Source organism: uncultured Lacinutrix sp., assembly GCF_947500325.1.
Lineage (GTDB): Bacteria > Bacteroidota > Bacteroidia > Flavobacteriales > Flavobacteriaceae > Lacinutrix.
The window spans coordinates 1-22856 of the sequence record NZ_CANMRQ010000033.1; the positions used below are offsets into that span (position 1 = coordinate 1).

14 protein-coding genes, 5 tRNA genes and 1 pseudogene are annotated in these 22856 nt (G+C 32.7%); 19 read left to right on the forward strand and 1 reads right to left on the reverse strand.

Annotated elements, in window-relative coordinates; all coding sequences use genetic code 11:
- Positions 1-230: 230 nt before the first annotated feature.
- The 18 genes from Q0997_RS19485 to Q0997_RS19570 all read left to right on the forward strand — a co-directional run bounded on the left by Q0997_RS19485 (position 231) and on the right by Q0997_RS19570 (position 16652).
- Positions 231-1649, forward strand: a complete 1419-nt coding sequence (locus Q0997_RS19485; protein ID WP_299892217.1) for a carboxypeptidase-like regulatory domain-containing protein — start codon at positions 231-233, stop codon at positions 1647-1649.
- Between the two features lie 91 nt (positions 1650-1740).
- Entirely contained in the window at positions 1741-2631 is an 891-nt protein-coding gene (locus Q0997_RS19490) for a tyrosine-type recombinase/integrase (RefSeq protein WP_299892220.1), read from the forward strand.
- Between the two features lie 36 nt (positions 2632-2667).
- On the forward strand, positions 2668-2970 hold the full coding sequence (raiA, locus tag Q0997_RS19495; protein WP_299892223.1) for a ribosome-associated translation inhibitor RaiA: 303 nt from the start codon (positions 2668-2670) through the stop codon (positions 2968-2970).
- 101 nt (positions 2971-3071) lie between these two features.
- Positions 3072-3145 (forward strand) — tRNA-Thr (locus Q0997_RS19500).
- 65 nt (positions 3146-3210) lie between these two features.
- Positions 3211-3292 (forward strand) — tRNA-Tyr (locus Q0997_RS19505).
- Positions 3293-3347: 55 nt separating this feature from the next.
- Positions 3348-3420, forward strand: a tRNA-Gly gene (locus Q0997_RS19510).
- 10 nt (positions 3421-3430) lie between these two features.
- Positions 3431-3502, forward strand: a tRNA-Thr gene (locus Q0997_RS19515).
- Between the two features lie 68 nt (positions 3503-3570).
- The gene (tuf, locus tag Q0997_RS19520) at positions 3571-4758 is read left to right on the forward strand and encodes an elongation factor Tu (RefSeq protein WP_299892224.1); all 1188 of its coding nucleotides are present in this window, start codon (positions 3571-3573) and stop codon (positions 4756-4758) included.
- Positions 4759-4820: 62 nt separating this feature from the next.
- Positions 4821-4893, forward strand: a tRNA-Trp gene (locus Q0997_RS19525).
- A gap of 92 nt (positions 4894-4985) precedes the next feature.
- Entirely contained in the window at positions 4986-5183 is a 198-nt protein-coding gene (gene secE / locus Q0997_RS19530; RefSeq protein WP_299892228.1) for a preprotein translocase subunit SecE, read from the forward strand.
- Between the two features lie 8 nt (positions 5184-5191).
- Positions 5192-5746, forward strand: coding sequence for a transcription termination/antitermination protein NusG (nusG, locus tag Q0997_RS19535; RefSeq protein WP_299892229.1), 555 nt, complete (start codon positions 5192-5194; stop codon positions 5744-5746).
- 72 nt (positions 5747-5818) lie between these two features.
- Positions 5819-6259: a 50S ribosomal protein L11 gene (gene rplK / locus Q0997_RS19540; protein WP_299892230.1), complete on the forward strand. Its 441-nt coding sequence runs from the start codon at positions 5819-5821 to the stop codon at positions 6257-6259.
- Between the two features lie 17 nt (positions 6260-6276).
- Entirely contained in the window at positions 6277-6966 is a 690-nt protein-coding gene (gene rplA / locus Q0997_RS19545; protein WP_299892232.1) for a 50S ribosomal protein L1, read from the forward strand.
- A gap of 19 nt (positions 6967-6985) precedes the next feature.
- Entirely contained in the window at positions 6986-7507 is a 522-nt protein-coding gene (gene rplJ / locus Q0997_RS19550) for a 50S ribosomal protein L10 (protein WP_299892234.1), read from the forward strand.
- Between the two features lie 55 nt (positions 7508-7562).
- Positions 7563-7937: a 50S ribosomal protein L7/L12 gene (gene rplL, locus Q0997_RS19555; RefSeq protein WP_299892235.1), complete on the forward strand. Its 375-nt coding sequence runs from the start codon at positions 7563-7565 to the stop codon at positions 7935-7937.
- 123 nt (positions 7938-8060) lie between these two features.
- A complete protein-coding gene (rpoB, locus tag Q0997_RS19560) occupies positions 8061-11873 on the forward strand; it encodes a DNA-directed RNA polymerase subunit beta (RefSeq protein WP_299892244.1) in 3813 nt (1270 codons plus the stop codon).
- A gap of 79 nt (positions 11874-11952) precedes the next feature.
- Positions 11953-16254 carry a DNA-directed RNA polymerase subunit beta' gene (gene rpoC, locus Q0997_RS19565; RefSeq protein ID WP_299892238.1) on the forward strand — a complete coding sequence of 1434 codons (4302 nt, stop codon included), beginning with the start codon at positions 11953-11955 and terminating at the stop codon, positions 16252-16254.
- A 77-nt stretch (positions 16255-16331) separates the two neighbouring features.
- Positions 16332-16652, forward strand: coding sequence for a DUF3467 domain-containing protein (locus Q0997_RS19570; protein WP_299892239.1), 321 nt, complete (start codon positions 16332-16334; stop codon positions 16650-16652).
- 211 nt (positions 16653-16863) lie between these two features.
- On the opposite strand, the gene Q0997_RS19575 is transcribed toward Q0997_RS19570, so the two are convergent.
- Entirely contained in the window at positions 16864-18453 is a 1590-nt protein-coding gene (locus Q0997_RS19575; RefSeq protein ID WP_299892242.1) for a peptide chain release factor 3, read from the reverse strand.
- A gap of 834 nt (positions 18454-19287) precedes the next feature.
- On the opposite strand from Q0997_RS19575, the pseudogene Q0997_RS19580 reads away from it, so the two are divergent.
- A pseudogene (locus Q0997_RS19580) lies at positions 19288-22856 on the forward strand (hypothetical protein); the annotation flags it as partial.

Genomic DNA, 22856 nt, shown 5'->3' on the forward strand with positions numbered 1-22856 from the left:
CTGCAGTGAAGCATTAATTAAATTAGTGTTTTAGCGAAAATTGTATCACAATTAGCTAAAATGGTAATTGACAAGAAGGAGTATAAACCTGCAGTGAAGCATTAGCTTTCTCCATATACAAGTGTCTCATAATAAAAGAGAAAAAATACAGTTTAAGTAAAAGTATAAGAAGAATTTTTATATTAGAGTTCTGAAAAAGCGATTCTGTATTGTTAATTAATTGATTTAAAATGAAATACCCAAATCAAATTCTACCTTTTTTATTTCTATTGTGCAGTACTTTTGCATTTGCGCAATTAGAGATAAAAAATAAAGTTAAAGACTTTCAACTTGATGCTCCAGTAGAAAGTGCAAGTATTTATATTAAAAATACAACTATTGGAACAATAACAAATGCAGATGGTAATTTTTCACTTAAAGTGCCATTAGAAAATGTTAAAGACACACTTGTAATTTCATCTATAGGTTATTCTACAGAAAAAATCCCATTAGAACAATATGATAGCTCAATGGAAATTTATTTAATAGAAGCTGTCGCTACTTTAGATGAAGTAACAATTGAGGCAGAACCTAGGCCAAAAACTGGAAATGATATTGTTTTAAAAGCATTAGAAGAATTGCCAGAAACAATGCCAGATTCTGCATACATCCAAAAAGGATTTTTAAGACATAAAGAACGTAATAAGAGAGAATTTAAATGGCTTATCGAAAGTGCTATTTCGGTATACGATTCTGGTTATAGTGTGCCAGCAAAAAATCATCTTAAGATTAATGTAGATCAAATGCGAAAGAGTTATGATTTAAGAGATATAGATAGTCTATTTGCTTATGCATCATATTTAAATCAAAAATCCAGAAGGAAGGTCACTCCAAAAAACTTTAAACGTAGTCAAATAAAAACAGCATCTATAAAAAAAGCTATAAGATGGAATGACAAGAGAGTAAATGGACTTCAAAATATCTTTCAAGGTAAATTAAATATTTTTAGAAATGTTAAAGGTAATAAAGCCTTGTTTGGTAAGAATATTTTAACCAATCACCAATTCGAACTAGATACTATACTGGTAGATAACGAAAGGAAGCTGTATAAAATAAAAATATTAAAAGGAGAGAATTACGTAGGGCTTGGTACTAAAGGAATTTATAATGAAGGATTTGTGCCACAAGGCTGGGTATACATATATTATGATAATTATGCCTTTAAAAAAATAGAATACGAATTAATTGCAGGTTCTAAAGAACAAAAAAGTAGAAGTAAACGCCTATTTGATACGCAATTAAATCACAAGCTTGAAATTACTTATAAAGAGTATGAAGATAAAATGTATCCAGCATATATATATTATGAGACTCCAAAACTTGTAAACGTAGGGAAAAAAGGAAAAAATGTAATAATTTCACCTGAAGAAGAAGAGCGATTAAAAGAGGAACGTTATTATTATACAATTCAAGAAATTTTATTTTCTGAAATCATTCTTGACGACGAGTCTATTATGCAAGCAAAGATCCAAAAATGGGATATGGATATATTCTCTCCTAAACCATACGATAAAGAGTTCTGGGAAACTTATAATGTACTTTTAGAAAGTGAGGAAGATGAAGAGATGATTGAAGATTTAAGTCAGCGAGCTTCGCTGTTTAAAGAGTAATCATACTTTAATAATAACAAATTAAGCTGTTCTTTTTTATTAGAAAGTGAACAGCTTAATTTGTTATATTTATCATATTCAATAAATTAATATGTCTTTAGAAGCATTTACTAATTATCTTCAGTTAGAACGAAATTATTCGAAACTTACTATAAAAGCATATTCAAATGACATTCAGTCATTTCAAGAATTTATACTCTCAGAGTATGATGAATCAGAATTAAACAAAGTTAATTACTCACAAATTAGAAGTTGGATAGTAAAACTAGTTGAAAGAGAAATTTCAAATAGGAGTATCAACCGTAAAGTATCTGCATTAAACTCTTATTATAAATTTTTATTAAAAATTGAGGATATAAAAATTAATCCTTTAGCTAAGCACAAAGCATTAAAGACAAGTAAAAAAATTCAAGTCCCTTTTTCTGAAACAGAAGTCGCAATTGTAATAGACGAATTGCAATATGATCAGGATTTCGAAGGCGTTAGAAATAAGCTTATAATAGAATTGTTTTATTCAACAGGAATAAGAAGAATAGAATTAGTAGAATTAAAGTGGTCAGCAATAGATATGGCTAATAAGACCCTTAAGGTTTTAGGTAAAAGAAATAAAGAGCGTTATGTTCCATTACTAAGCTCAGTAATTAAAACAATTAATATTTATGCTAATAAAAGAGCAGAATTAAAAAATATACAGGACGATAAATATCTTTTTTTAACCAAAAAAGGCGTTAAAATTTATGAAACTCTTGTTTACAGAATAATAAATGAGTATTTTAGTTTAGCATCAAATAAGGTAAAAAAGAGTCCGCATATACTAAGACATTCATTTGCGACTCACTTACTAAATCAAGGTGCAGATATAAATGCTGTTAAAGAACTTTTAGGACATTCAAGTTTGGCTGCAACTCAAGTTTATACTCACAATAGTATTGCAGAACTTAAAAAAGTGTATTCTAAAGCGCATCCTAGAAGTAAAAAATAATAGTATCAATCGTTTAACCAATTAAAATTAAAGCGTATGAAGGTGAACACTCAATCAGTGAATTTTAATGCAGATCAAAAACTATTAAATTTCATTCAAAAAAGAATGGATAAATTGGAAACTTATTATGATAAAGTCATAAAGTCGGATGTGTTTTTAAAAGTTGAAAATACTAGTGATAAAGAAAATAAAATATTCGAAGCCAGAATAAGTGTGCCTGGAGATAGTTTTGTTGTAAAAAAACAATGTAAAACATTTGAAGAAGGAGCAGATGTAGCAGTAGCATCATTACAAAGGCAGTTAAAAAAGAGAAAAGAGAAATTAAGAACATATTTATAAAAATATTTATTAAAAATATTTTTGAATAACTAAATAAATATTTACATTTGCAGTCCGTTAGAAATAGCGGGCTTTTTTTATATGTAAAAATAGCAGTAAAAGCCGATGTAGCTCAGCTGGCTAGAGCAGCTGATTTGTAATCAGCAGGTCGTGGGTTCGAGTCCCTCCATCGGCTCTTAAATGAAAGAAGTTTAAAAGCTTTTTTTGTAAGTTCTTTAAAAGATTGAAAAGTTTAAAATTGGGGAGATACTCAAGCGGCCAACGAGGGCAGACTGTAAATCTGCTGACTACGTCTTCGCAGGTTCGAATCCTGCTCTCCCCACATTTTTTTAACCATAAAGAAATGTAATATTTTAAACGAAGAATTTTAAATAATTGCGAGAGTAGCTCAGTTGGTAGAGCGTCAGCCTTCCAAGCTGAATGTCGCCGGTTCGAACCCGGTCTCTCGCTCTAATATTTAGCCGGTGTAGCTCAGAGGTAGAGCGTTTCCTTGGTAAGGAAGAGGTCACGGGTTCAATTCCCGTCATTGGCTCAATTTTTTGAAAAGCATAAATTTAGAACACTAATATTATTATATAACTAAGATTAAATTATTAAAACATGGCAAAGGCAACTTTCGATCGTTCAAAACCACACTTAAATATTGGTACAATTGGACACGTAGATCACGGTAAAACAACTTTAACTGCTGCTATTACTAAAGTATTAGCTGATGCAGGTTTATCAGAAGCAAGAGATTTCGATACTATCGATAATGCTCCAGAAGAAAAAGAAAGAGGTATTACAATTAATACATCACACGTTGAATATCAAACAGCTAACCGTCACTATGCGCACGTAGATTGTCCAGGTCACGCCGATTATGTAAAGAACATGGTAACTGGTGCTGCTCAAATGGATGGAGCTATTTTAGTTGTTGCTGCAACAGATGGTCCAATGCCACAAACTCGTGAGCATATCTTATTAGGTCGTCAGGTAGGTATTCCAAGAATCGTAGTATTCTTAAATAAAGTGGATATGGTTGATGATGAAGAGCTTTTAGAATTAGTTGATATGGAAGTTAGAGAATTATTATCATTCTATGATTATGATGGTGATAATGGACCTGTAGTTTCTGGTTCTGCTTTAGGAGCGCTTAATGGTGAGCAAAAGTGGGTAGATACAGTATTAGAATTAATGGCACAAGTTGATGCTTGGATTGAAGAGCCGTTAAGAGAAGTTGATAAAGATTTCTTAATGCCTATCGAAGATGTATTCTCTATTACTGGACGTGGTACAGTAGCAACTGGACGTATTGAGACTGGTATTGCTAACACAGGGGATCCTGTAGAGATTATTGGTATGGGAGCTGAGAAATTAACATCTACTATTACAGGAATTGAGATGTTCCGTCAAATATTAGATAGAGGTGAGGCTGGAGATAATGCTGGTATCTTATTAAGAGGTATTGAAAAATCTCAGATTTCAAGAGGTATGGTAATTACTAAGCCTGGATCTGTAACTCCTCATAAAAACTTCAAAGCTGAGGTTTATATCTTGAAAAAAGAAGAAGGTGGACGTCACACGCCATTCCATAATAATTACCGTCCACAGTTTTATGTGCGTACAACTGATGTAACAGGTAACATTGCTTTACCATCAGGAGTAGAGATGGTAATGCCTGGAGATAACTTAACTATTACAGTTGATTTAATCCAACCAATTGCAATGAATGTAGGCTTACGTTTTGCTATCCGTGAAGGTGGTAGAACAGTTGGAGCTGGTCAGGTAACTGAAATATTAGAGTAATATCTAATTTAATAAATACAAAGTTAAGGTGTCTCGTTTTCGTGGCACCTTGACTTATATTTACGGGTTTAGCTCAGTTGGTAGAGCACTGGTCTCCAAAACCAGGTGTCGGGAGTTCGAGTCTCTCAACCCGTGCTTAAGTAAAATGAACTTAAATTAAGTTTTGTTTTTAAATGAATTAAAACGAATAATAATAGATTATTTGTTTCATAAAATAAAGAATACAAATGGCTGGAATAGTAAATTATATTAAGGAATCATTTAGCGAATTGAAAAACAATGTAACATGGACACCATGGTCAGAAGTTCAAAGCTTGACTATTTTAGTGGCTGTGTTTTCAATTATATTCTCTTTAGCGATTTGGGGAGTTGATACTGTATTTAGTAAAGCTATTGGTTATTATTTTAACTATTTTGTAAACTAAGAAGTTTTATGGCTGAAGTTGGAGAAAAAAAATGGTACGTTGTAAGAGCTGTAAGTGGTCAAGAAAATAAGATTAAAACTTATATCGAGAACGAAATAGCACGTTTAGGCTTACAAGATTATGTAGAGGAAGTATTAGTGCCTACTGAAAATGTAGTGCAAATACGTAATGGAAAAAAAATAAACAAAGAAAAAGTTTATTTCAGTGGTTACATTATGATTAAGGCTAATTTGAGTGGTGAAATACCTCATATAATTAAGTCTATTACTAATGTTATAGGTTTTTTAGGAGCTACAAAAGGAGGGGATCCATTACCGTTAAGGCAATCTGAAGTGAACAGAATGTTAGGTAAGGTAGATGAGTTAACAGTAGATGCTGAGGCAAATGTTGCTATACCTTATACTAAAGGAGAAACAGTTAAAGTAATTGACGGTCCATTTAACGGATTTGATGGTACTATAGAAAATATTAACGAAGAAAAACGCAAACTTGAAGTAATGGTGAAAATATTTGGAAGAAAAACACCATTAGAATTAAGTTATATGCAAGTTGAAAAGATATAATAATTGTTACAATAAAGATGGGATTAATTCTTGCTTCCAAAAAAGAATTGATACCGAACTAAATTATTAAAAATGGCAAAAGAATTAGGTAAAGTAGTTAAGTTACAAGTAAGGGGAGGTGCAGCGAATCCGTCGCCACCGGTTGGACCCGCTTTAGGTGCTGCTGGAGTTAATATCATGGAGTTCTGTAAGCAGTTTAATGCTAGAACACAAGATAAAGCTGGTAAAGTATTACCAGTTGTAATCTCAGTTTACAAAGATAAATCATTTGACTTTGTAATTAAAACTCCTCCAGCTGCAGTACAATTATTAGAAGCGGCCAAGGTGAAAAAAGGATCAGGTGAACCTCATGTACGTAAAGTAGCTAAGGTGACTTGGGATCAAGTTAAAGCTATTGCAGAAGATAAAATGGTAGATTTAAATGCATTTACAATTGAATCTGCAATGAAAATGATCGCAGGAACTGCAAGATCTATGGGTATAACTGTTAAAGGTGGTGAAGCACCTAATTAACCTAAAAAGATTTTAAAATGGCAAAATTAACAAAAAAACGTAAAGAGGCAGTTGCTAAGTTAGAAAAGGATAAAGTATATTCTTTACAAGAAGCTTCAGCACTGATAAAAGAAATTACAAATACTAAGTTTGATGCTTCAGTAGATTTAGCTGTGCGTTTAGGAGTAGATCCTAGAAAAGCAAACCAAATGGTAAGAGGTGTAGTATCTCTTCCTCATGGTACAGGTAAAGATGTTAAAGTATTAGCATTAGTTACTCCAGACAAAGAAGCAGAAGCTAAAGAAGCCGGTGCAGATTTCGTTGGTCTTCAAGAATATCTTGATAAAATTAAAGCTGGCTGGACAGATGTAGATGTAATCATCACTATGCCAAGTGTAATGGGTAAATTAGGTCCTTTAGGACGTGTATTAGGTCCTCGTGGTTTAATGCCTAACCCAAAAACAGGTACAGTAACTATGGATATCGCTAAAGCTGTAACAGAAGTAAAAGCTGGTAAAATTGACTTTAAAGTTGATAAAACAGGTATTGTACATGCAGCAATTGGAAAAGCATCATTTAGTGCTGATAAGATTGAAGGTAATGCAAACGAATTATTAACAACATTAATGAAACTGAAGCCAACTGCAGCTAAAGGTACTTATGTAAAAAGCATTTTTATGTCTTCTACAATGAGTCCTAGTATAGCAGTTGATACAAAAATCGGTTAGTAGTTAAATAACTTTTATTATGACAAGAGAAGAAAAATCACAAGTTATTGAAGAATTAACTGCGCAATTAGCCGATAATGCTAATATATATTTAGCTGATATATCAGGCTTAAATGCAGGAAACACTTCAGATTTACGTCGTGCTTGTTTTAAAGCAAACGTAAAGTTAGCAGTAGTAAAAAATACATTACTTGAAAAAGCAATGGAAGCTTCAGATAAAGATTTTGGAGACTTACCATCAACGCTTAAAGGTAATACTTCAGTAATGTATTCTGAAACAGGAAACGCTCCAGCGAAAGTAATTAAAGCTTTTCGTAAAAAATCTGAAAAACCTTTACTAAAAGGGGCATTCATTGAGGAAGCGGTATACATAGGAGATAATCAACTAGATATGTTAGTTGATATCAAATCAAAAGAAGAATTAATTGGAGATATCATTGGATTATTACAATCTCCTGCGAAGAACGTTGTGTCTGCACTTAAATCAAGTGGAGGAAAACTAGCAGGAATTCTTAAAACATTATCTGAAAAAGAAGGATAATTTAAAAAGTACGCACTTTACACTTATATATTAAAAAAATTAAAAATTATTACAAATGGCAGATTTAAAAGAATTCGCAGAACAATTAGTTAACTTAACGGTAAAAGACGTTAATGAATTAGCAAACATATTAAAAGAAGAGTACGGTATCGAGCCTGCTGCTGCTGCTGCAGTTGTACAAGCTGGACCAGGAGGTGGCGGAGATGCTGCTGAAGAAAAAACTGAATTTGATGTAATCTTAAAAGCTGCAGGTAGCGCTAAGTTAGCTGTTGTAAAATTAGTTAAAGAATTAACTGGTTTAGGATTAAAAGAAGCTAAAGGATTAGTTGATGATGCACCAAGTGCAATCAAAGAAGGAGTTTCTAAAGATGAAGCTGAAGGCTTAAAATCTTCTTTAGAAGAAGCTGGAGCTGAGGTTGAGCTTAAGTAAGCTTAACAAATAAAATTAACAAAGGTTTAGGTCTGGAGACTACTCTCTAAGACCTAGACCATTTGTCGTATATAGCTAGTAGTATATACAAACCATTTTTTTTAATCAAAATTTCGTCCATTGATGTTAGTAACACAAGCTGAAAGATTAAATTTCTCGTCTATTATTAATAGAACTGAATATCCAGATTTCATGGATATTCAAATAAAATCCTTCCAGGATTTTTTCCAACTTGAAACAAAATCTGAAGAAAGAGGTAATGAAGGATTGTATAACACCTTCAAGGAGAACTTTCCAATCACAGATACTCGTAATCAATTCGTATTAGAATTCTTAGATTACTTTATCGACCCACCAAGATATGCTATTGAAGAGTGTATAGAAAGAGGACTTACGTATAGCGTTCCATTAAAAGCAAGGTTAAAACTGTACTGTACAGACCCTGAACATGAGGATTTCGAGACCATTGTTCAAGATGTGTATTTAGGAACAATACCTTACATGACACCATCTGGTACTTTTTGTATCAACGGTGCAGAACGTGTAGTTGTATCTCAATTACATAGATCTCCTGGTGTATTCTTTGGACAATCGTTTCACGCAAACGGAACAAAATTATATTCGGCAAGAGTTATTCCTTTCAAAGGATCTTGGATAGAATTCGCTACAGATATCAACCAAGTGATGTATGCTTACATCGACAGAAAGAAAAAATTACCTGTTACAACTCTTTTTAGAGCTATTGGTTTTGAAAGAGATAAAGATATTCTTGAGATTTTTGATTTAGCTGAAGAAGTTAAAGTCTCAAAATCTGGTTTAAAGAAAATTTTAGGACGCAAACTTGCAGCCCGTGTATTAAATACATGGTATGAAGATTTCGTAGATGAAGATACTGGTGAAGTTGTATCTATAGAACGTAATGAAATTGTTCTTGATCGTGATACAGAATTAGACAAAGATAATATTGAAGAAATCATTGAAGTAGGTGTTAAAACTATTCTTTTACATAAAGAAAGTGCGCAACAAGGAGATTACGCAATTATACATAATACGCTTCAAAAAGATCCAACAAACTCTGAAAAAGAAGCAGTAGAACATATCTATAGACAATTACGTAATGCTGAGCCGCCAGATGAGGAAACAGCACGTGGTATTATAGATAAATTATTCTTTAGTGATCAACGTTATTCTTTAGGAGAAGTAGGTCGTTATAGAATGAATAAAAAATTACAGTTAGATATTGGTATGGATAAGCAAGTGCTTACCAAAGAAGATATCATTACTATAATTAAATATTTAATTGAGTTAATCAACTCTAAAGCTGAGATTGATGATATTGATCACTTATCTAACCGTCGTGTACGTACCGTTGGAGAGCAATTATCATCTCAATTTGGTGTTGGTTTAGCACGTATGGCTCGTACTATTCGTGAACGTATGAACGTTCGTGATAATGAAGTTTTTACTCCAATTGATTTAATTAATGCAAAGACTTTATCGTCTGTTATTAATTCTTTCTTTGGTACAAATCAATTATCTCAATTTATGGATCAAACGAATCCTCTTGCAGAGATTACGCATAAGCGTCGTCTTTCAGCACTAGGACCAGGTGGTTTATCAAGAGAAAGAGCAGGTTTCGAAGTACGTGATGTTCACTATACTCACTACGGACGTTTATGTCCTATTGAAACACCAGAAGGACCAAATATTGGTCTTATTTCTTCGCTTTCTGTTTACGCCAAAGTAAACTCTATGGGATTCATTGAAACACCATATAGAAAAGTAGATAATGGTGTTGTAGATATAAAAGGGACTCCAATCTATTTAAGTGCTGAAGAAGAAGAAGAGAAATTAATTGCGCAAGCAACTGTTAAAGTTGATGATAAAGGAACAATACTACATGATAAAGTAATTGCTCGTATGGAAGGCGATTTCCCAGTAATGGATCCAAAAGAGATTCATTATACAGATGTTGCTCCAAACCAAATTTCATCAATTTCGGCATCTTTAATTCCTTTCTTAGAACATGATGATGCCAACCGTGCATTAATGGGATCTAACATGATGCGTCAGGCTGTACCATTATTACGTCCTCAAGCACCTATTGTTGGAACAGGCTTAGAACGTCAAGTAGCATCAGATTCTCGTGTATTAATTAATGCAGAAGGAGAAGGAGTTGTAGAATATGTAGATGCTAAAGAAATTATAATTAAATATCAAAGAACAGAAGATCAAGCTAAGGTAAGTTTTGATAGCGATACTAAATCTTATCCTTTAGTTAAATTTAGAAAAACAAACCAAGGGACTTCTATTAACTTAAAACCAATCGTAAAGAAAGGAGATAAAGTTAAAAAAGGACAAGTTCTTTCTGAAGGTTATGCAACTCAAAATGGAGAATTAGCATTAGGTAGAAATATGAAAGTAGCCTTTATGCCATGGAAAGGGTATAACTTTGAGGATGCGATTGTAATTTCGGAAAAAGTTGTTAGAGAAGATATTTTTACTTCTATTCATATTGATGAGTATTCTTTAGATGTTAGAGATACCAAATTAGGTAACGAAGAGTTAACTAATGATATACCTAACGTTTCAGAAGAGGCAACAAAAGACCTTGATGAAAACGGAATGATTCGTGTTGGAGCAGAAGTGAAGCCAGGAGACATTCTTATTGGAAAAATTACTCCAAAAGGTGAAAGCGACCCTACACCAGAAGAAAAATTATTACGTGCAATCTTTGGAGATAAAGCAGGTGATGTAAAAGATGCATCTTTAAAAGCATCGCCATCATTACATGGAGTTGTAATTAACAAGAAGTTATTCTCTCGTGCTATTAAAGATAAGCGAAAAAGAGCTCAAGATAAAGAAGATATTGCTCAATTAGAGGGTATATATAATTCTAAGTTTGATGATTTACAAGCTATATTAGTTGAAAAACTTTTCGCTATTGTAAACGGAAAAACATCTCAAGGTATCTTTAATGATTTAGGTGAAGAAGTATTACCTAAAGGTAAGAAATTTACTTTAAAAATGTTAAATGCTGTTGATGATTATACGCACTTAACTGGAGGTACTTGGACAACAGATAGTCATACAAATAAATTAGTTGCAGATTTAATTCATAACTATAAGATTAAAGAAAACGATTTACAAGGTTCTTTACGTCGTGAAAAATTCACTATTTCTGTAGGAGATGAATTACCAGCTGGTATTATAAAGTTAGCTAAAGTTTATATTGCTAAGAAACGTAAACTTAAAGTTGGTGATAAAATGGCAGGTCGTCACGGAAACAAAGGTATTGTTGCACGTATTGTACGTCAAGAAGATATGCCTTTCTTAGAAGACGGAACACCTGTAGATATCGTATTAAATCCATTAGGTGTACCATCGCGTATGAATATTGGTCAGATATATGAAACAGTATTAGGTTGGGCTGGACAAGATTTAGGTCGTACTTATGCTACTCCAATTTTTGATGGTGCTACAATTGATCAAATTAATGAGTTTACAGATGAGGCTGGAATTCCTAGATATGGTCATACTTATTTATATGATGGAGGAACAGGAGATCGTTTTGATCAACCTGCAACAGTAGGAGTTATTTATATGCTTAAATTAGGGCATATGGTTGACGATAAAATGCACGCACGTTCTATTGGACCATACTCATTAATTACGCAACAACCATTAGGTGGTAAAGCACAATTTGGAGGTCAACGTTTTGGAGAAATGGAAGTATGGGCACTAGAGGCTTATGGAGCATCTGCGACATTAAGAGAAATCTTAACCGTAAAATCTGATGATGTAGTTGGTAGAGCTAAAACTTACGAAGCAATTGTAAAAGGCGAACCAATGCCAGATCCAGGATTACCAGAATCTTTCAACGTACTTATGCACGAATTGAAGGGATTAGGATTAGACATTAGATTAGAGGAATAATATTCATTCCCGCGAAAGCGGGAATATTTTAGATTGAAGTGAAAACTTCAATTATAAAACAACAAAAGTATTCAGCATTATGGCAAGAAAACAAGATAAGAATACAGTAAAGAGATTTAATAAAATCTCAATTGGTTTAGCATCACCAGAATCTATATTAGCAGAGTCTAGAGGTGAGGTTTTAAAACCAGAAACTATTAATTATCGTACACATAAACCAGAAAGAGATGGTTTATTCTGTGAGCGTATTTTTGGTCCTGTAAAAGACTACGAATGTGCTTGTGGTAAATATAAAAGAATTCGCTACAAAGGTATTGTTTGTGACCGTTGTGGTGTAGAAGTAACAGAAAAGAAAGTACGTCGTGATCGTGTAGGGCACATTAATTTAGTTGTGCCTGTAGCTCACATATGGTACTTCCGTTCTTTACCAAACAAAATTGGTTATTTATTAGGATTACCATCTAAGAAATTAGATATGATTATTTACTACGAACGTTATGTAGTAATTCAAGCAGGTAATGCAAAAAATGCCGAAGGAGAACCAATTCAAAAAATGGATTTCCTTACTGAAGAAGAATACCTAAATATTTTAGAGTCACTTCCTCAAGACAATAATTATTTAGAAGACACAGACCCAAATAAGTTTATTGCTAAAATGGGAGCTGAATGTCTTATCGACTTATTAGCAAGAATTGATTTAGATACGTTATCTTACGAATTACGTCACAAAGCAAATACAGAAACGTCTAAACAACGTAAAACAGAAGCGTTAAAACGCCTTCAAGTTGTAGAAGCTATTCGTGAATCTAATAACAACCGTGAAAACCGTCCAGAATGGATGATTATGAAAGTTGTGCCAATTATTCCACCAGAATTAAGACCATTAGTACCTTTAGATGGTGGACGTTTCGCAACATCAGATTTAAATGATTTATACCGTCGTGTAATAATACGTAATAACCGTTTAAAAAGATTAGTGGAGATAAAAGCTCCAGAAGTAATCTTACGTAATGAAAAGCGTATGTTACAAGAATCTGTAGATTCATTATTTGATAACACACGTAAGTCATCAGCTGTAAAAACTGATTCAAACAGACCATTAAAATCATTATCCGATTCACTTAAAGGTAAGCAAGGACGTTTCCGTCAAAACTTACTTGGTAAGCGTGTTGATTATTCTGCACGTTCGGTAATTGTAGTAGGACCAGAATTAAAATTATTTGAATGTGGTCTTCCTAAAAATATGGCTGCAGAGCTTTACAAACCTTTCATCATTCGTAAATTAATAGAAAGAGGAATTGTAAAAACTGTAAAATCAGCTAAGAAAATTATAGATAAGAAAGAGCCAGTGGTTTGGGATATTTTGGAAAACGTTCTTAAGGGACATCCAGTATTACTAAACCGTGCGCCTACGCTTCACCGTTTAGGTATTCAAGCATTCCAGCCAAAACTTATTGAAGGTAAAGCAATACAATTGCACCCATTAGTATGTTCTGCTTTTAACGCCGATTTTGATGGAGATCAAATGGCTGTTCATTTACCTTTAGGGCCAGAGGCTATTCTTGAAGCGCAATTGTTAATGTTAGCGTCTCATAATATTTTAAATCCAGCTAATGGTTCGCCAATAGCTGTACCATCTCAAGATATGGTACTTGGTTTATATTATATGACTAAGTTACGTTTAACTACTCCAGAATTACCTATTAAAGGTCAAGGATTAACGTTCTATTCTGCAGAGGAAGTAAACATTGCTTATAATGAGAAAAAAGTAGATTTAAATGCACAAATTAAAGTGCGTACAATTGATTTTAATGAAGCAGGTGAATTAGTACCTCAAGTAATTGAAACAACAGTTGGACGTGTACTTTTCAATGAAAAAGTACCAGCTGCTGCTGGATATATCAATAAAGTATTAACTAAGAAATCTTTAAGAGATATTATTGGTGATATTTTAAAAGTTACAAGTGTACCTGAAACCGCAGCCTTCTTAGATGAAATTAAAACTTTAGGATATAATTTTGCCTTTAGAGGAGGATTATCATTTAGTTTAGGAGATATTATTATCCCACCAGAAAAGCAATCTATGATTGATGCTGCTAACAAAAAAGTTGATGGCATTACTGGTAATTATAACATGGGACTTATTACAAATAACGAACGTTATAATCAAGTTATTGATATCTGGACATCTACAAATGCTGAATTGACAGAACTGTCAATGAAACGTATTAGAGAAGATCAACAAGGATTCAATTCGGTATATATGATGCTTGATTCTGGTGCACGTGGATCTAAAGAACAGATTCGTCAGCTTACAGGTATGCGTGGATTAATGGCTAAGCCTAAAAAATCTACTGCAGGTGGAGGATCGATTATTGAAAACCCTATTCTTTCTAACTTTAAAGAAGGACTTTCAATTTTAGAATACTTTATTTCTACTCACGGTGCACGTAAAGGTCTTGCCGATACAGCACTTAAAACTGCCGATGCAGGTTATTTAACACGTCGTTTAGTAGATGTTTCTCAAGATGTAATAGTAAACAGTGTAGACTGTGGTACATTAAGAGGAGTAGAAGTTTCTGCTCTTAAGAAAAATGATGAAGTTGTAGAGAAGTTAGGAGCACGTATCTTAGGACGTGTAGCACTTAATGATGTATACGATTTATTAACTGAAGAGTTATTAGCTGAATCTGGACAATTAATTGATGAAGTAATTGCTGATAAGATTCAAAATTCATCAGTAGATACAGTAGAAGTACGTTCACCATTAAGTTGTGAAGCTAAAAAAGGAATCTGTGCACAATGTTACGGAAGAAACTTAGCAACAAACAAAATGGTACAACGTGGTGAGGCTGTTGGTGTTGTCGCTGCACAATCTATTGGAGAACCTGGAACACAGTTAACACTTCGTACATTCCACGTTGGTGGTATTGCAGGAAACATTTCTGAAGAGAATAAGTTAATGACTAAGTTTGATGGTGTTGCTGAGATAGAAGAATTAAAAACTGTTAAAGGTACCGATAAAGATGGAAACGAAATAGACATTGTTATTTCTCGTACATCAGAATTAAAATTAGTAGATAAGAAAACAGGAGTTACATTAAGTACTAATAATATTCCTTATGGTTCTACTATATTAGTTAAGAGTGGAGATAAACTAAAGACAGGTGATGTTGTTTGTGAGTGGGATCCATATAACGGTGTAATTATTTCTGAATTTGCTGGAAAAGTGAGATATGAAAATATCGAACAAGGTGTAACTTACCAAGTAGAAATTGATGAGCAAACTGGTTTCCAAGAAAAAGTAATCTCAGAATCTAGAAATAAGAAATTAATTCCAACACTTATTGTAGAAGATGGTAAAGGTGAAGCAATTCGTTCTTATAATTTACCAGTTGGCGCTCACATAATGATTGACGATGGAGAGAAAGTTAAGATTGGAAAAATCTTAGTTAAAATTCCTCGTAAATCTGCAAAAGCAGGTGATATTACAGGTGGTTTACCAAGAGTAACAGAATTATTTGAAGCTCGTAACCCATCTAATCCAGCTGTTGTAAGTGCTATTGATGGCGTTGTTTCTTTTGGGAAAATTAAGAGAGGTAATCGTGAGATTATTGTAGAATCTAAATTAGGAGATATTAAGAAATACTTAGTGAAATTATCGAGTCAGATTCTTGTTCAAGAAAATGATTTCGTAAAAGCCGGTATGCCTTTATCTGATGGTTCTATAACGCCAAACGATATATTAAATATTAAAGGCCCTGCAGCAGTACAACAGTACTTGGTGAATGAGGTTCAAGAAGTTTACCGTTTGCAAGGGGTGAAAATTAACGATAAGCATTTCGAAGTTGTTGTAAGACAAATGATGCGTAAAGTGAGAATTATTGATTCTGGAGATACTATTTTCTTAGAAGATCAATTAGCTCATAAAGCAGATTTTATTGAAGAAAACGATGCTATTTTTGGTAAGAAAGTAGTTGAAAATGCAGGAGATTCATCAAACTTAAAAGAAGGACAAATTGTAACGTCATTCGAATTAAGAGATGAAAATTCTTTATTACGTCGTGAAGATAAAAAGTTAGTGGAAGCAAGAGATGCGCAGCCAGCTACTGCTACGCCAATACTTCAAGGTATTACGCGTGCATCTTTACAAACTAAATCGTTTATCTCTGCAGCATCGTTCCAAGAAACAACAAAAGTTCTTAACGAAGCAGCTGTTGCTGGTAAAGTAGATTCTTTAGAAGGTCTTAAAGAAAATGTAATTGTAGGGCACAGAATTCCAGCAGGAACAGGAATGCGTACTTATGAAAACATTATTGTTGGATCTAAAGAAGAGTTTGATCAAATGATGCAAGCAAAACAAGAAGTAAACTACAACTAGTAGAGTTTACTCTTAATTATAATAATTAAAAGAATCCTGCTTGTTTTAGCGGGATTCTTTGTTTTAATTTAAAAAAAATGGCAGATAATCACGATAATAAACCAAAACAAAATCAAATAAATATTGAATTAGATGAAAAAGTAGCAGAAGGCACTTATTGTAACCTAGCAATTATTAATCACTCGGTATCCGAGTTTGTGGTGGATTTTGTAAATATAATGCCTGGCACACCAAAAAGTAAGGTGAAATCTAGAATTATTTTAACGCCACAACATGCAAAACGATTATTAAAAGCATTAAATGATAATGTGCAGCGTTTTGAAAAAGCTCATGGAGAAATTAAAGATTATGAGCAACCTCCAATTCCATTAAATTTTGGACCTACAGGTCAAGCTTAAAAAAAATCCTCTAATTTTAATTAGAGGATTTTTTTTTAAGCACATCACAATAAATTGTAATTATTGATATATTTTTTTAAATAGTTTATTTTTATAGTGATTAAAAATAGCACTTATTTTAATGCTTTTTTTTGTTTGATAATTTTAATTCTAATATAATCCTTGTATTGCTACTTAAAGTCGATTAAATAGCGCTTAAAATTCTTTTTTATTATTCAAACTCTGAAATATAGTGAAATTTAATACTTGAATATTTTTGTTCTGTCATTTGTAATGAAAAAGAAGAATCTGCTAAAAATACTAATTGATCTCTTTTATCTTTTGCTAAAAAACGTTGTTTAACTCTTAAGAATTCTTTGTACTCATCATTTTTCGGATCTTCTGGTTCTATCCAACAAGCTTTAAATACATTTAAATTTTCATAAGTGCATTTTGCACCATATTCATGTTCCAATCTATACTGTATAACCTCATATTGTAAAGCTCCAACGGTTCCAATTACTTTTCTACCATTTAATTCTAAAGTAAATAACTGTGCTACTCCTTCATCCATTAATTGGTCTATTCCTTTATATAATTGTTTGGATTTCAGTGGATCAGCATTATTAATATATCTAAAATGTTCAGGAGAAAAACTTGGAACACCTTTATAATTTAATTTTTCGCCTTCAGTTAATGTATCACCAATTTTAAAAGTACCAGTATCTTGTAAACCTACAATATCACCTGGATAAGATATATCTACAATTTCTTTTTTCTCAGCAAAGAAAGCATTTGGGCTAGAAAACTTTACTTTTTTATTGTGTCTAACATGTAAATAGGGAGTATTTCTTTTAAATTCTCCTGATACTATTTTTATAAAGGCTAAACGATTTCTGTGATTTGGATCCATATTGGCATGAATTTTAAAAACAAATCCAGTAAACTTATCTTCTTCAGGTAGAACTAAACGTTCATCACTTTGTTTAGGCCTTGGTTTTGGAGCTATTTCTATAAAGCAATCTAATAATTCACGAACACCAAAACTATTTAATGCAGATCCAAAAAATACAGGTTGAAGTTTTCCATCTAGATAAGCATCATTATCAAATGTAGGGTAAATACCTTCTACTAATTCTAGCTCTTCACGTAATGTTTCAGCAGCTGGATCACCAATTAATTTATTTAATTCATCAGAATTTAAATCAGAAACTTCTATAGTTTCTTCAATATTCTTTCTACTATCACCACTAAATAAATTAATATTCTTTTCCCATATATTATAAATACCTTTAAAGTCATATCCCATACCAATAGGGAAACTTAAAGGAGTAACAGTTAATCCCAATTTTTGCTCAATTTCATCTAATAATTCAAAAGCATCTTTACCTTCACGATCCATTTTATTTATAAAAACGATCATTGGTATATTACGCATGCGGCAAACTTCTACTAACTTTTCAGTTTGTTCCTCAACACCTTTTGCAACATCAATTACAACAATAACACTATCTACTGCAGTTAATGTTCTAAAAGTATCTTCAGCAAAATCTTTGTGCCCTGGTGTATCTAGTATGTTAATTTTAATACCATTATATTCAAAAGCAAGAACAGAAGTTGCTACAGAAATTCCACGTTGGCGTTCTATTTCCATAAAATCACTAGTGGCTCCTTTTTTAATCTTATTGCTTTTTACGGCTCCAGCTTCTTGAATGGCGCCTCCAAAAAGTAATAATTTTTCTGTTAAAGTTGTCTTACCTGCATCTGGGTGAGAAATAATGCCAAAGGTTCTTCTTCTTTTTATTTCGTCTGTAAATTTCATGTAAATTATTTGTGCAAATATACTTTTAATGAGATTAAAACTATCTAATTTCAATTCTAAATAGGTTGTCAATCAAGTTTTTTTGAATTTTAATATTACAGATACTCCTATATATGTAAGTTTTTTCTTGTAAAATATTTTATAAATATCACCTAATAAGTAAGTTTTAGATTGTTAATTCGTTCTAAATACTCTTTTTATCGAATAAAAATGCGTTTCATCGATATTGTAAGAATTGTACTAATAACTAAATAGTAAACATTTTTTAAATAAATAATTTAGCCTAAGAATATTTTAGGTAACAGTTTATCGAATAAATTGTCATAACAACCTAAAATTCAAAAATATGTCAAGTAATTTTTTGTATTAACATATGTAATAATTTACTTTGGCACAAGTAATGATTTAGAACCCAATAGGTAATGATAATCATTACTTATATAATTTATTTAATTTTGTGTATCCCTTTTGCAAAAAAAAAGGAAAAGATTGTTGATAGCTCTTTTCAAAAAATAAATTAAAAAGTTTAAAGAATAAAGTGATTACGCTTTGTCTAATTATAATATGGTAACAACGTATAAATTAAGTATATACGTAGTATTATCCCTGCTATTGTGTACCATATATTTGATATTGTGAATCACTAAATAATTAAGAATAAGTAATAATGAAGATTACTTTAAGAACTTTAATAGCATTTTTTACAAAATTAAATCACTTTCGGTTTTTAATGTTTTTTCATGTGCCAGTATTTCTTACTGGTTTACCTATTTATAGATATAACAAAACTAAATTTATATAATACATTCTAATAAGAAAAACTCTACCCATAATATGAAAATTTCTACCCTATTTTCGTTTAGTAATACTTTTGTGTCAAAAGTTTTATTTTCTTTATTTTTTATTGTTACAGTTGTAAATGTCTCGTCTGGTCAAGATTTACATACTGTGCCTTCATGTTCAGGAGCTAGTCAAGCAGGGACATTAATATGGGATTCTACACCAATGACTTCTAGTGAGTTTAATTGGGTTGCAGGATCATTATCACAAACACTAACAGATATATCTGGTACAGGTATAAATGCAACGATAACCTTTTCTGGAAGAACAGATACTTTAGACCAATGGAATGGTGGGGCGAATGTAACACCGGGTATACATACTGATGCTTCGGGTGGAACTACTGAAGTATTAGAGTTTTTCTCTAATGGGTTTTTAAATAGCGAAAATATTACAATTACGATAAATTTTTCTTCCCCTTTAGATGCTATAGGTTTTGATTTGTATCATATTAATGGTTTTGGACCTAATGGAGATAGTTTTACTATAACCGCTCAAGAAGCAATTGGTGGCGGAACCATTTTTCCAACATTCACATCTTCGGCTACACCTTCTTATACGGTTAATACTACTGGTGTAGTTGATTCAAATAATAATAGCACAGCTGGGAATAATGATCAAGTAGGAGTGAATTTTTCTAGTGTAAATAGAATATCTTCTATAACTTTAGTATGGGCAAACTGTTCAAATTGTTCAGATAATGCAGCCCATGGATCATCATTTAGTAATATAGCATTTTGTGCTATAGAACCGGATCCAGAATTGCAAGTAACAAAAACTGCTAGCCCTACAGGAAACGTTAGTGCTGGTGATACAATTTCTTATACAGTTGAAGTTGAAAATATTGGAACAGTAGATGCACAAAATGTAACAGTTGAAGATTTATTGCCTACAGGAGTTACTTATGTTGCTGCTACGGCAATGAAGACATATCCGGATGTGCCTCCAACTACAGGCAGTTTCACACATACTTTTGCGCCTCTTAATCAGGATTTTAATAGTACAGGATTAACACAAACTTATACAGTAACTACTGCCGATATTCCTGCTGGAGCTATAATTACATCTTATGATTATGATGTGACAGTAAGTACAACAGATTGGTTGTCTGAAATATCTTTAGTTGGGACTTATCCTAGTGGAACTATAAACGGCTCGTCATTTGGAGGAGATTTCGCTGGTACAAATGTTAATCAAACAGGTACAGGTACAATTGCTGGTTCTCCTTCGGCTCTTGGTACTTATACTTTTGTATGGGATGATCCAAATGATTTTGGAACAAATACAGTAAATACAGCATCATTTACAATTAATTATTCTATTCCTGGTACCACTATTACTGATGCGGCCAATGCGCCTGCAAATATGGTAATTACTGGTGATGCTATTACATTACAGCCAGGAGAGATAATGACTGTAACTTTTGATGTTACAGTAGATCCGAGTGCAGCAGGAACGCTTACTAATACAGCAAATGCCAGTGCAACTGGAATAGTAACTCCAGCAACAGATACGGCTAGTAATACAGTGATAGTTGTATCTAATCCATGTACAGATGGAGCAACAGCTGGAATAGTTACAGCAAACGATCCTGATGCAGATGGAATAAATAATGTGTGTGATTTAGATGATGATAATGATGGGATTTTAGATATAGATGAATGTTATGAATCAAATCCAGGAAATGTAGTGCCAGATGGGTTGCAGGATGGAAATTTCCCAGTAGGGTATTGGGATGCAGAATATTATGATGGTCATTTTGCTATCCTTGGATCAACTTTTGGAAATAGTAATCAAGATAGTCAGTTAAATGGAAGTGTAGGAGTTCCAGTTTTTAGAGGAGAAGCATTTTTAGGTATTAATTCATTTAGTCTTACTGATTCAAGATCTTACTCTCAAACAGGACCATTTGATACAAATACGAGTACAGGATTGGTTCCAATAAATTATGTAGGAATCAATGTTGATAACGTTGCATTTCAACCATATTATCAAACAATTTTTAAAAGAAGTTTTGATCTTGATGGACAATTAAATTATGGAGGTGCAGGATTTAATATAGATGATGTTTTAGAAGTTTTTATTAATGGTTCTAGGGTGTCTTTTAAAGCAAATTGTTGCTCAGCAGCCACAAATCCAACAGTTGCGGAAAGTCAAACTATAAACTCAGGAGACGAAGTAGAGATTAGATATACTAATCTTGGGTTTATTGGTTCTTACGGTTTTAACTTTGAATTTATATCAACTTGTAATAATGATATAGATAACGATGGTATTTTAAATGGATTGGATTTAGATTCAGATGGAGATGGTTGTTTTGATGCTTTAGAAGGAGGAGACAATATAGTAATTGCTGCAGTTGATGGAAATGGAATGTTAACTGGTACAGTAAATGGTACAACAGGTGTGCCAAATAATGTAGATATAAATAATGGGCAAACAGTTGGGACTTCTACAAATAATACACAATTTGATAGTTTTGGACAATGTGATGAAGATGGAGATGGAGTTATAGATGTTAATGATATTTGTAATGATTTTGACGATAATGCAGATATAGATGGAGATAATGTTCCTGATGGATGTGATTTAGATAATGATAATGATGGGATTTTAGATAGCGTAGAAAATATATGTATTCCATCTACTTTAAATTGGGAAGATCATTTTGTTGAAGGTAACTCACCTACTACAGGTGAAGATCCTGCAGTAGATACAGCAATACCTCCTTTAGAATTTAATGGAGTAACATTAGGAATTAGTAGAACAAGTAATGTAAGTGGTGATTATAAAATTAATGATGATTATGTTGCTTATGGTTATAATATAAGACAAACTTCTGCTATTGGAGGAGAATCGGTTCATACCTTTACTTTTTCTAGAGCTGTAGAGAATTTATCTTTCACTATCTATGATATAGATACAGGAGCTTCATTTACAGATGAAGTACAAATTACATTTATGTCAGGAGGATATTCACATACGTTATCACCTGCAGATTATACAATTCCTATTGATGTTATTTACGCAGGTAACAACACATTTGTTGGAGATGGATTTAATGATAATATGAGCATTAATCTTACTTTTCCAATTGATTCGATGATATTGTCTTTTAGACAAATAGGAGATACTCCAGCAACAGATCAAGTTATTGCAATTGGAGATATGAACTTTTGTGTTCCACCAGATACTGATGGAGATGGAGATCCAGATTATTTAGATACTGATTCTGATGGAGATGGATGTTCAGATGCTATTGAAGCAGGACATGTTGATACAACACCTGCTGATGGAGAAGTAGATGGTACAGGATATGATGCTAATGGTCAGGTAACAGGTGCTACAACAGCATATACAGGAACAATACCAGCAGTGACGGATGCTGGAAATAATTCTGCTTGTGTTCCTCCAACAGTAACAATTGGCGATGTAACAGTAGACGAAGGTGTAGGAACAGCAACTGTTCCAGTAACTATTAATAGTCCAAGTTCAGTAGATACCGTAGTTGATATTGTAACCACAACAGGAACAGCAGGCACATCGGATTATACAGAGACAAC

Excerpts from the sequence above, each read along its gene's own strand:
- Q0997_RS19485 (WP_299892217.1), top strand. The coding sequence starts at position 231 with ATGAAATACCCAAATCAAATTCTACCTTTTTTATTTCTATTGTGCAGT.
- Q0997_RS19490 (WP_299892220.1), top strand. The coding sequence starts at position 1,741 with ATGTCTTTAGAAGCATTTACTAATTATCTTCAGTTAGAACGAAATTAT.
- raiA (WP_299892223.1), top strand. The coding sequence starts at position 2,668 with ATGAAGGTGAACACTCAATCAGTGAATTTTAATGCAGATCAAAAACTA.
- tuf (WP_299892224.1), top strand. The coding sequence starts at position 3,571 with ATGGCAAAGGCAACTTTCGATCGTTCAAAACCACACTTAAATATTGGT.
- secE (WP_299892228.1), top strand. The coding sequence starts at position 4,986 with ATGGCTGGAATAGTAAATTATATTAAGGAATCATTTAGCGAATTGAAA.
- nusG (WP_299892229.1), top strand. The coding sequence starts at position 5,192 with ATGGCTGAAGTTGGAGAAAAAAAATGGTACGTTGTAAGAGCTGTAAGT.
- rplK (WP_299892230.1), top strand. The coding sequence starts at position 5,819 with ATGGCAAAAGAATTAGGTAAAGTAGTTAAGTTACAAGTAAGGGGAGGT.
- rplA (WP_299892232.1), top strand. The coding sequence starts at position 6,277 with ATGGCAAAATTAACAAAAAAACGTAAAGAGGCAGTTGCTAAGTTAGAA.
- rplJ (WP_299892234.1), top strand. The coding sequence starts at position 6,986 with ATGACAAGAGAAGAAAAATCACAAGTTATTGAAGAATTAACTGCGCAA.
- rplL (WP_299892235.1), top strand. The coding sequence starts at position 7,563 with ATGGCAGATTTAAAAGAATTCGCAGAACAATTAGTTAACTTAACGGTA.
- rpoB (WP_299892244.1), top strand. The coding sequence starts at position 8,061 with ATGTTAGTAACACAAGCTGAAAGATTAAATTTCTCGTCTATTATTAAT.
- rpoC (WP_299892238.1), top strand. The coding sequence starts at position 11,953 with ATGGCAAGAAAACAAGATAAGAATACAGTAAAGAGATTTAATAAAATC.
- Q0997_RS19570 (WP_299892239.1), top strand. The coding sequence starts at position 16,332 with ATGGCAGATAATCACGATAATAAACCAAAACAAAATCAAATAAATATT.
- Q0997_RS19575 (WP_299892242.1), bottom strand. The coding sequence starts at position 18,453 with ATGAAATTTACAGACGAAATAAAAAGAAGAAGAACCTTTGGCATTATT.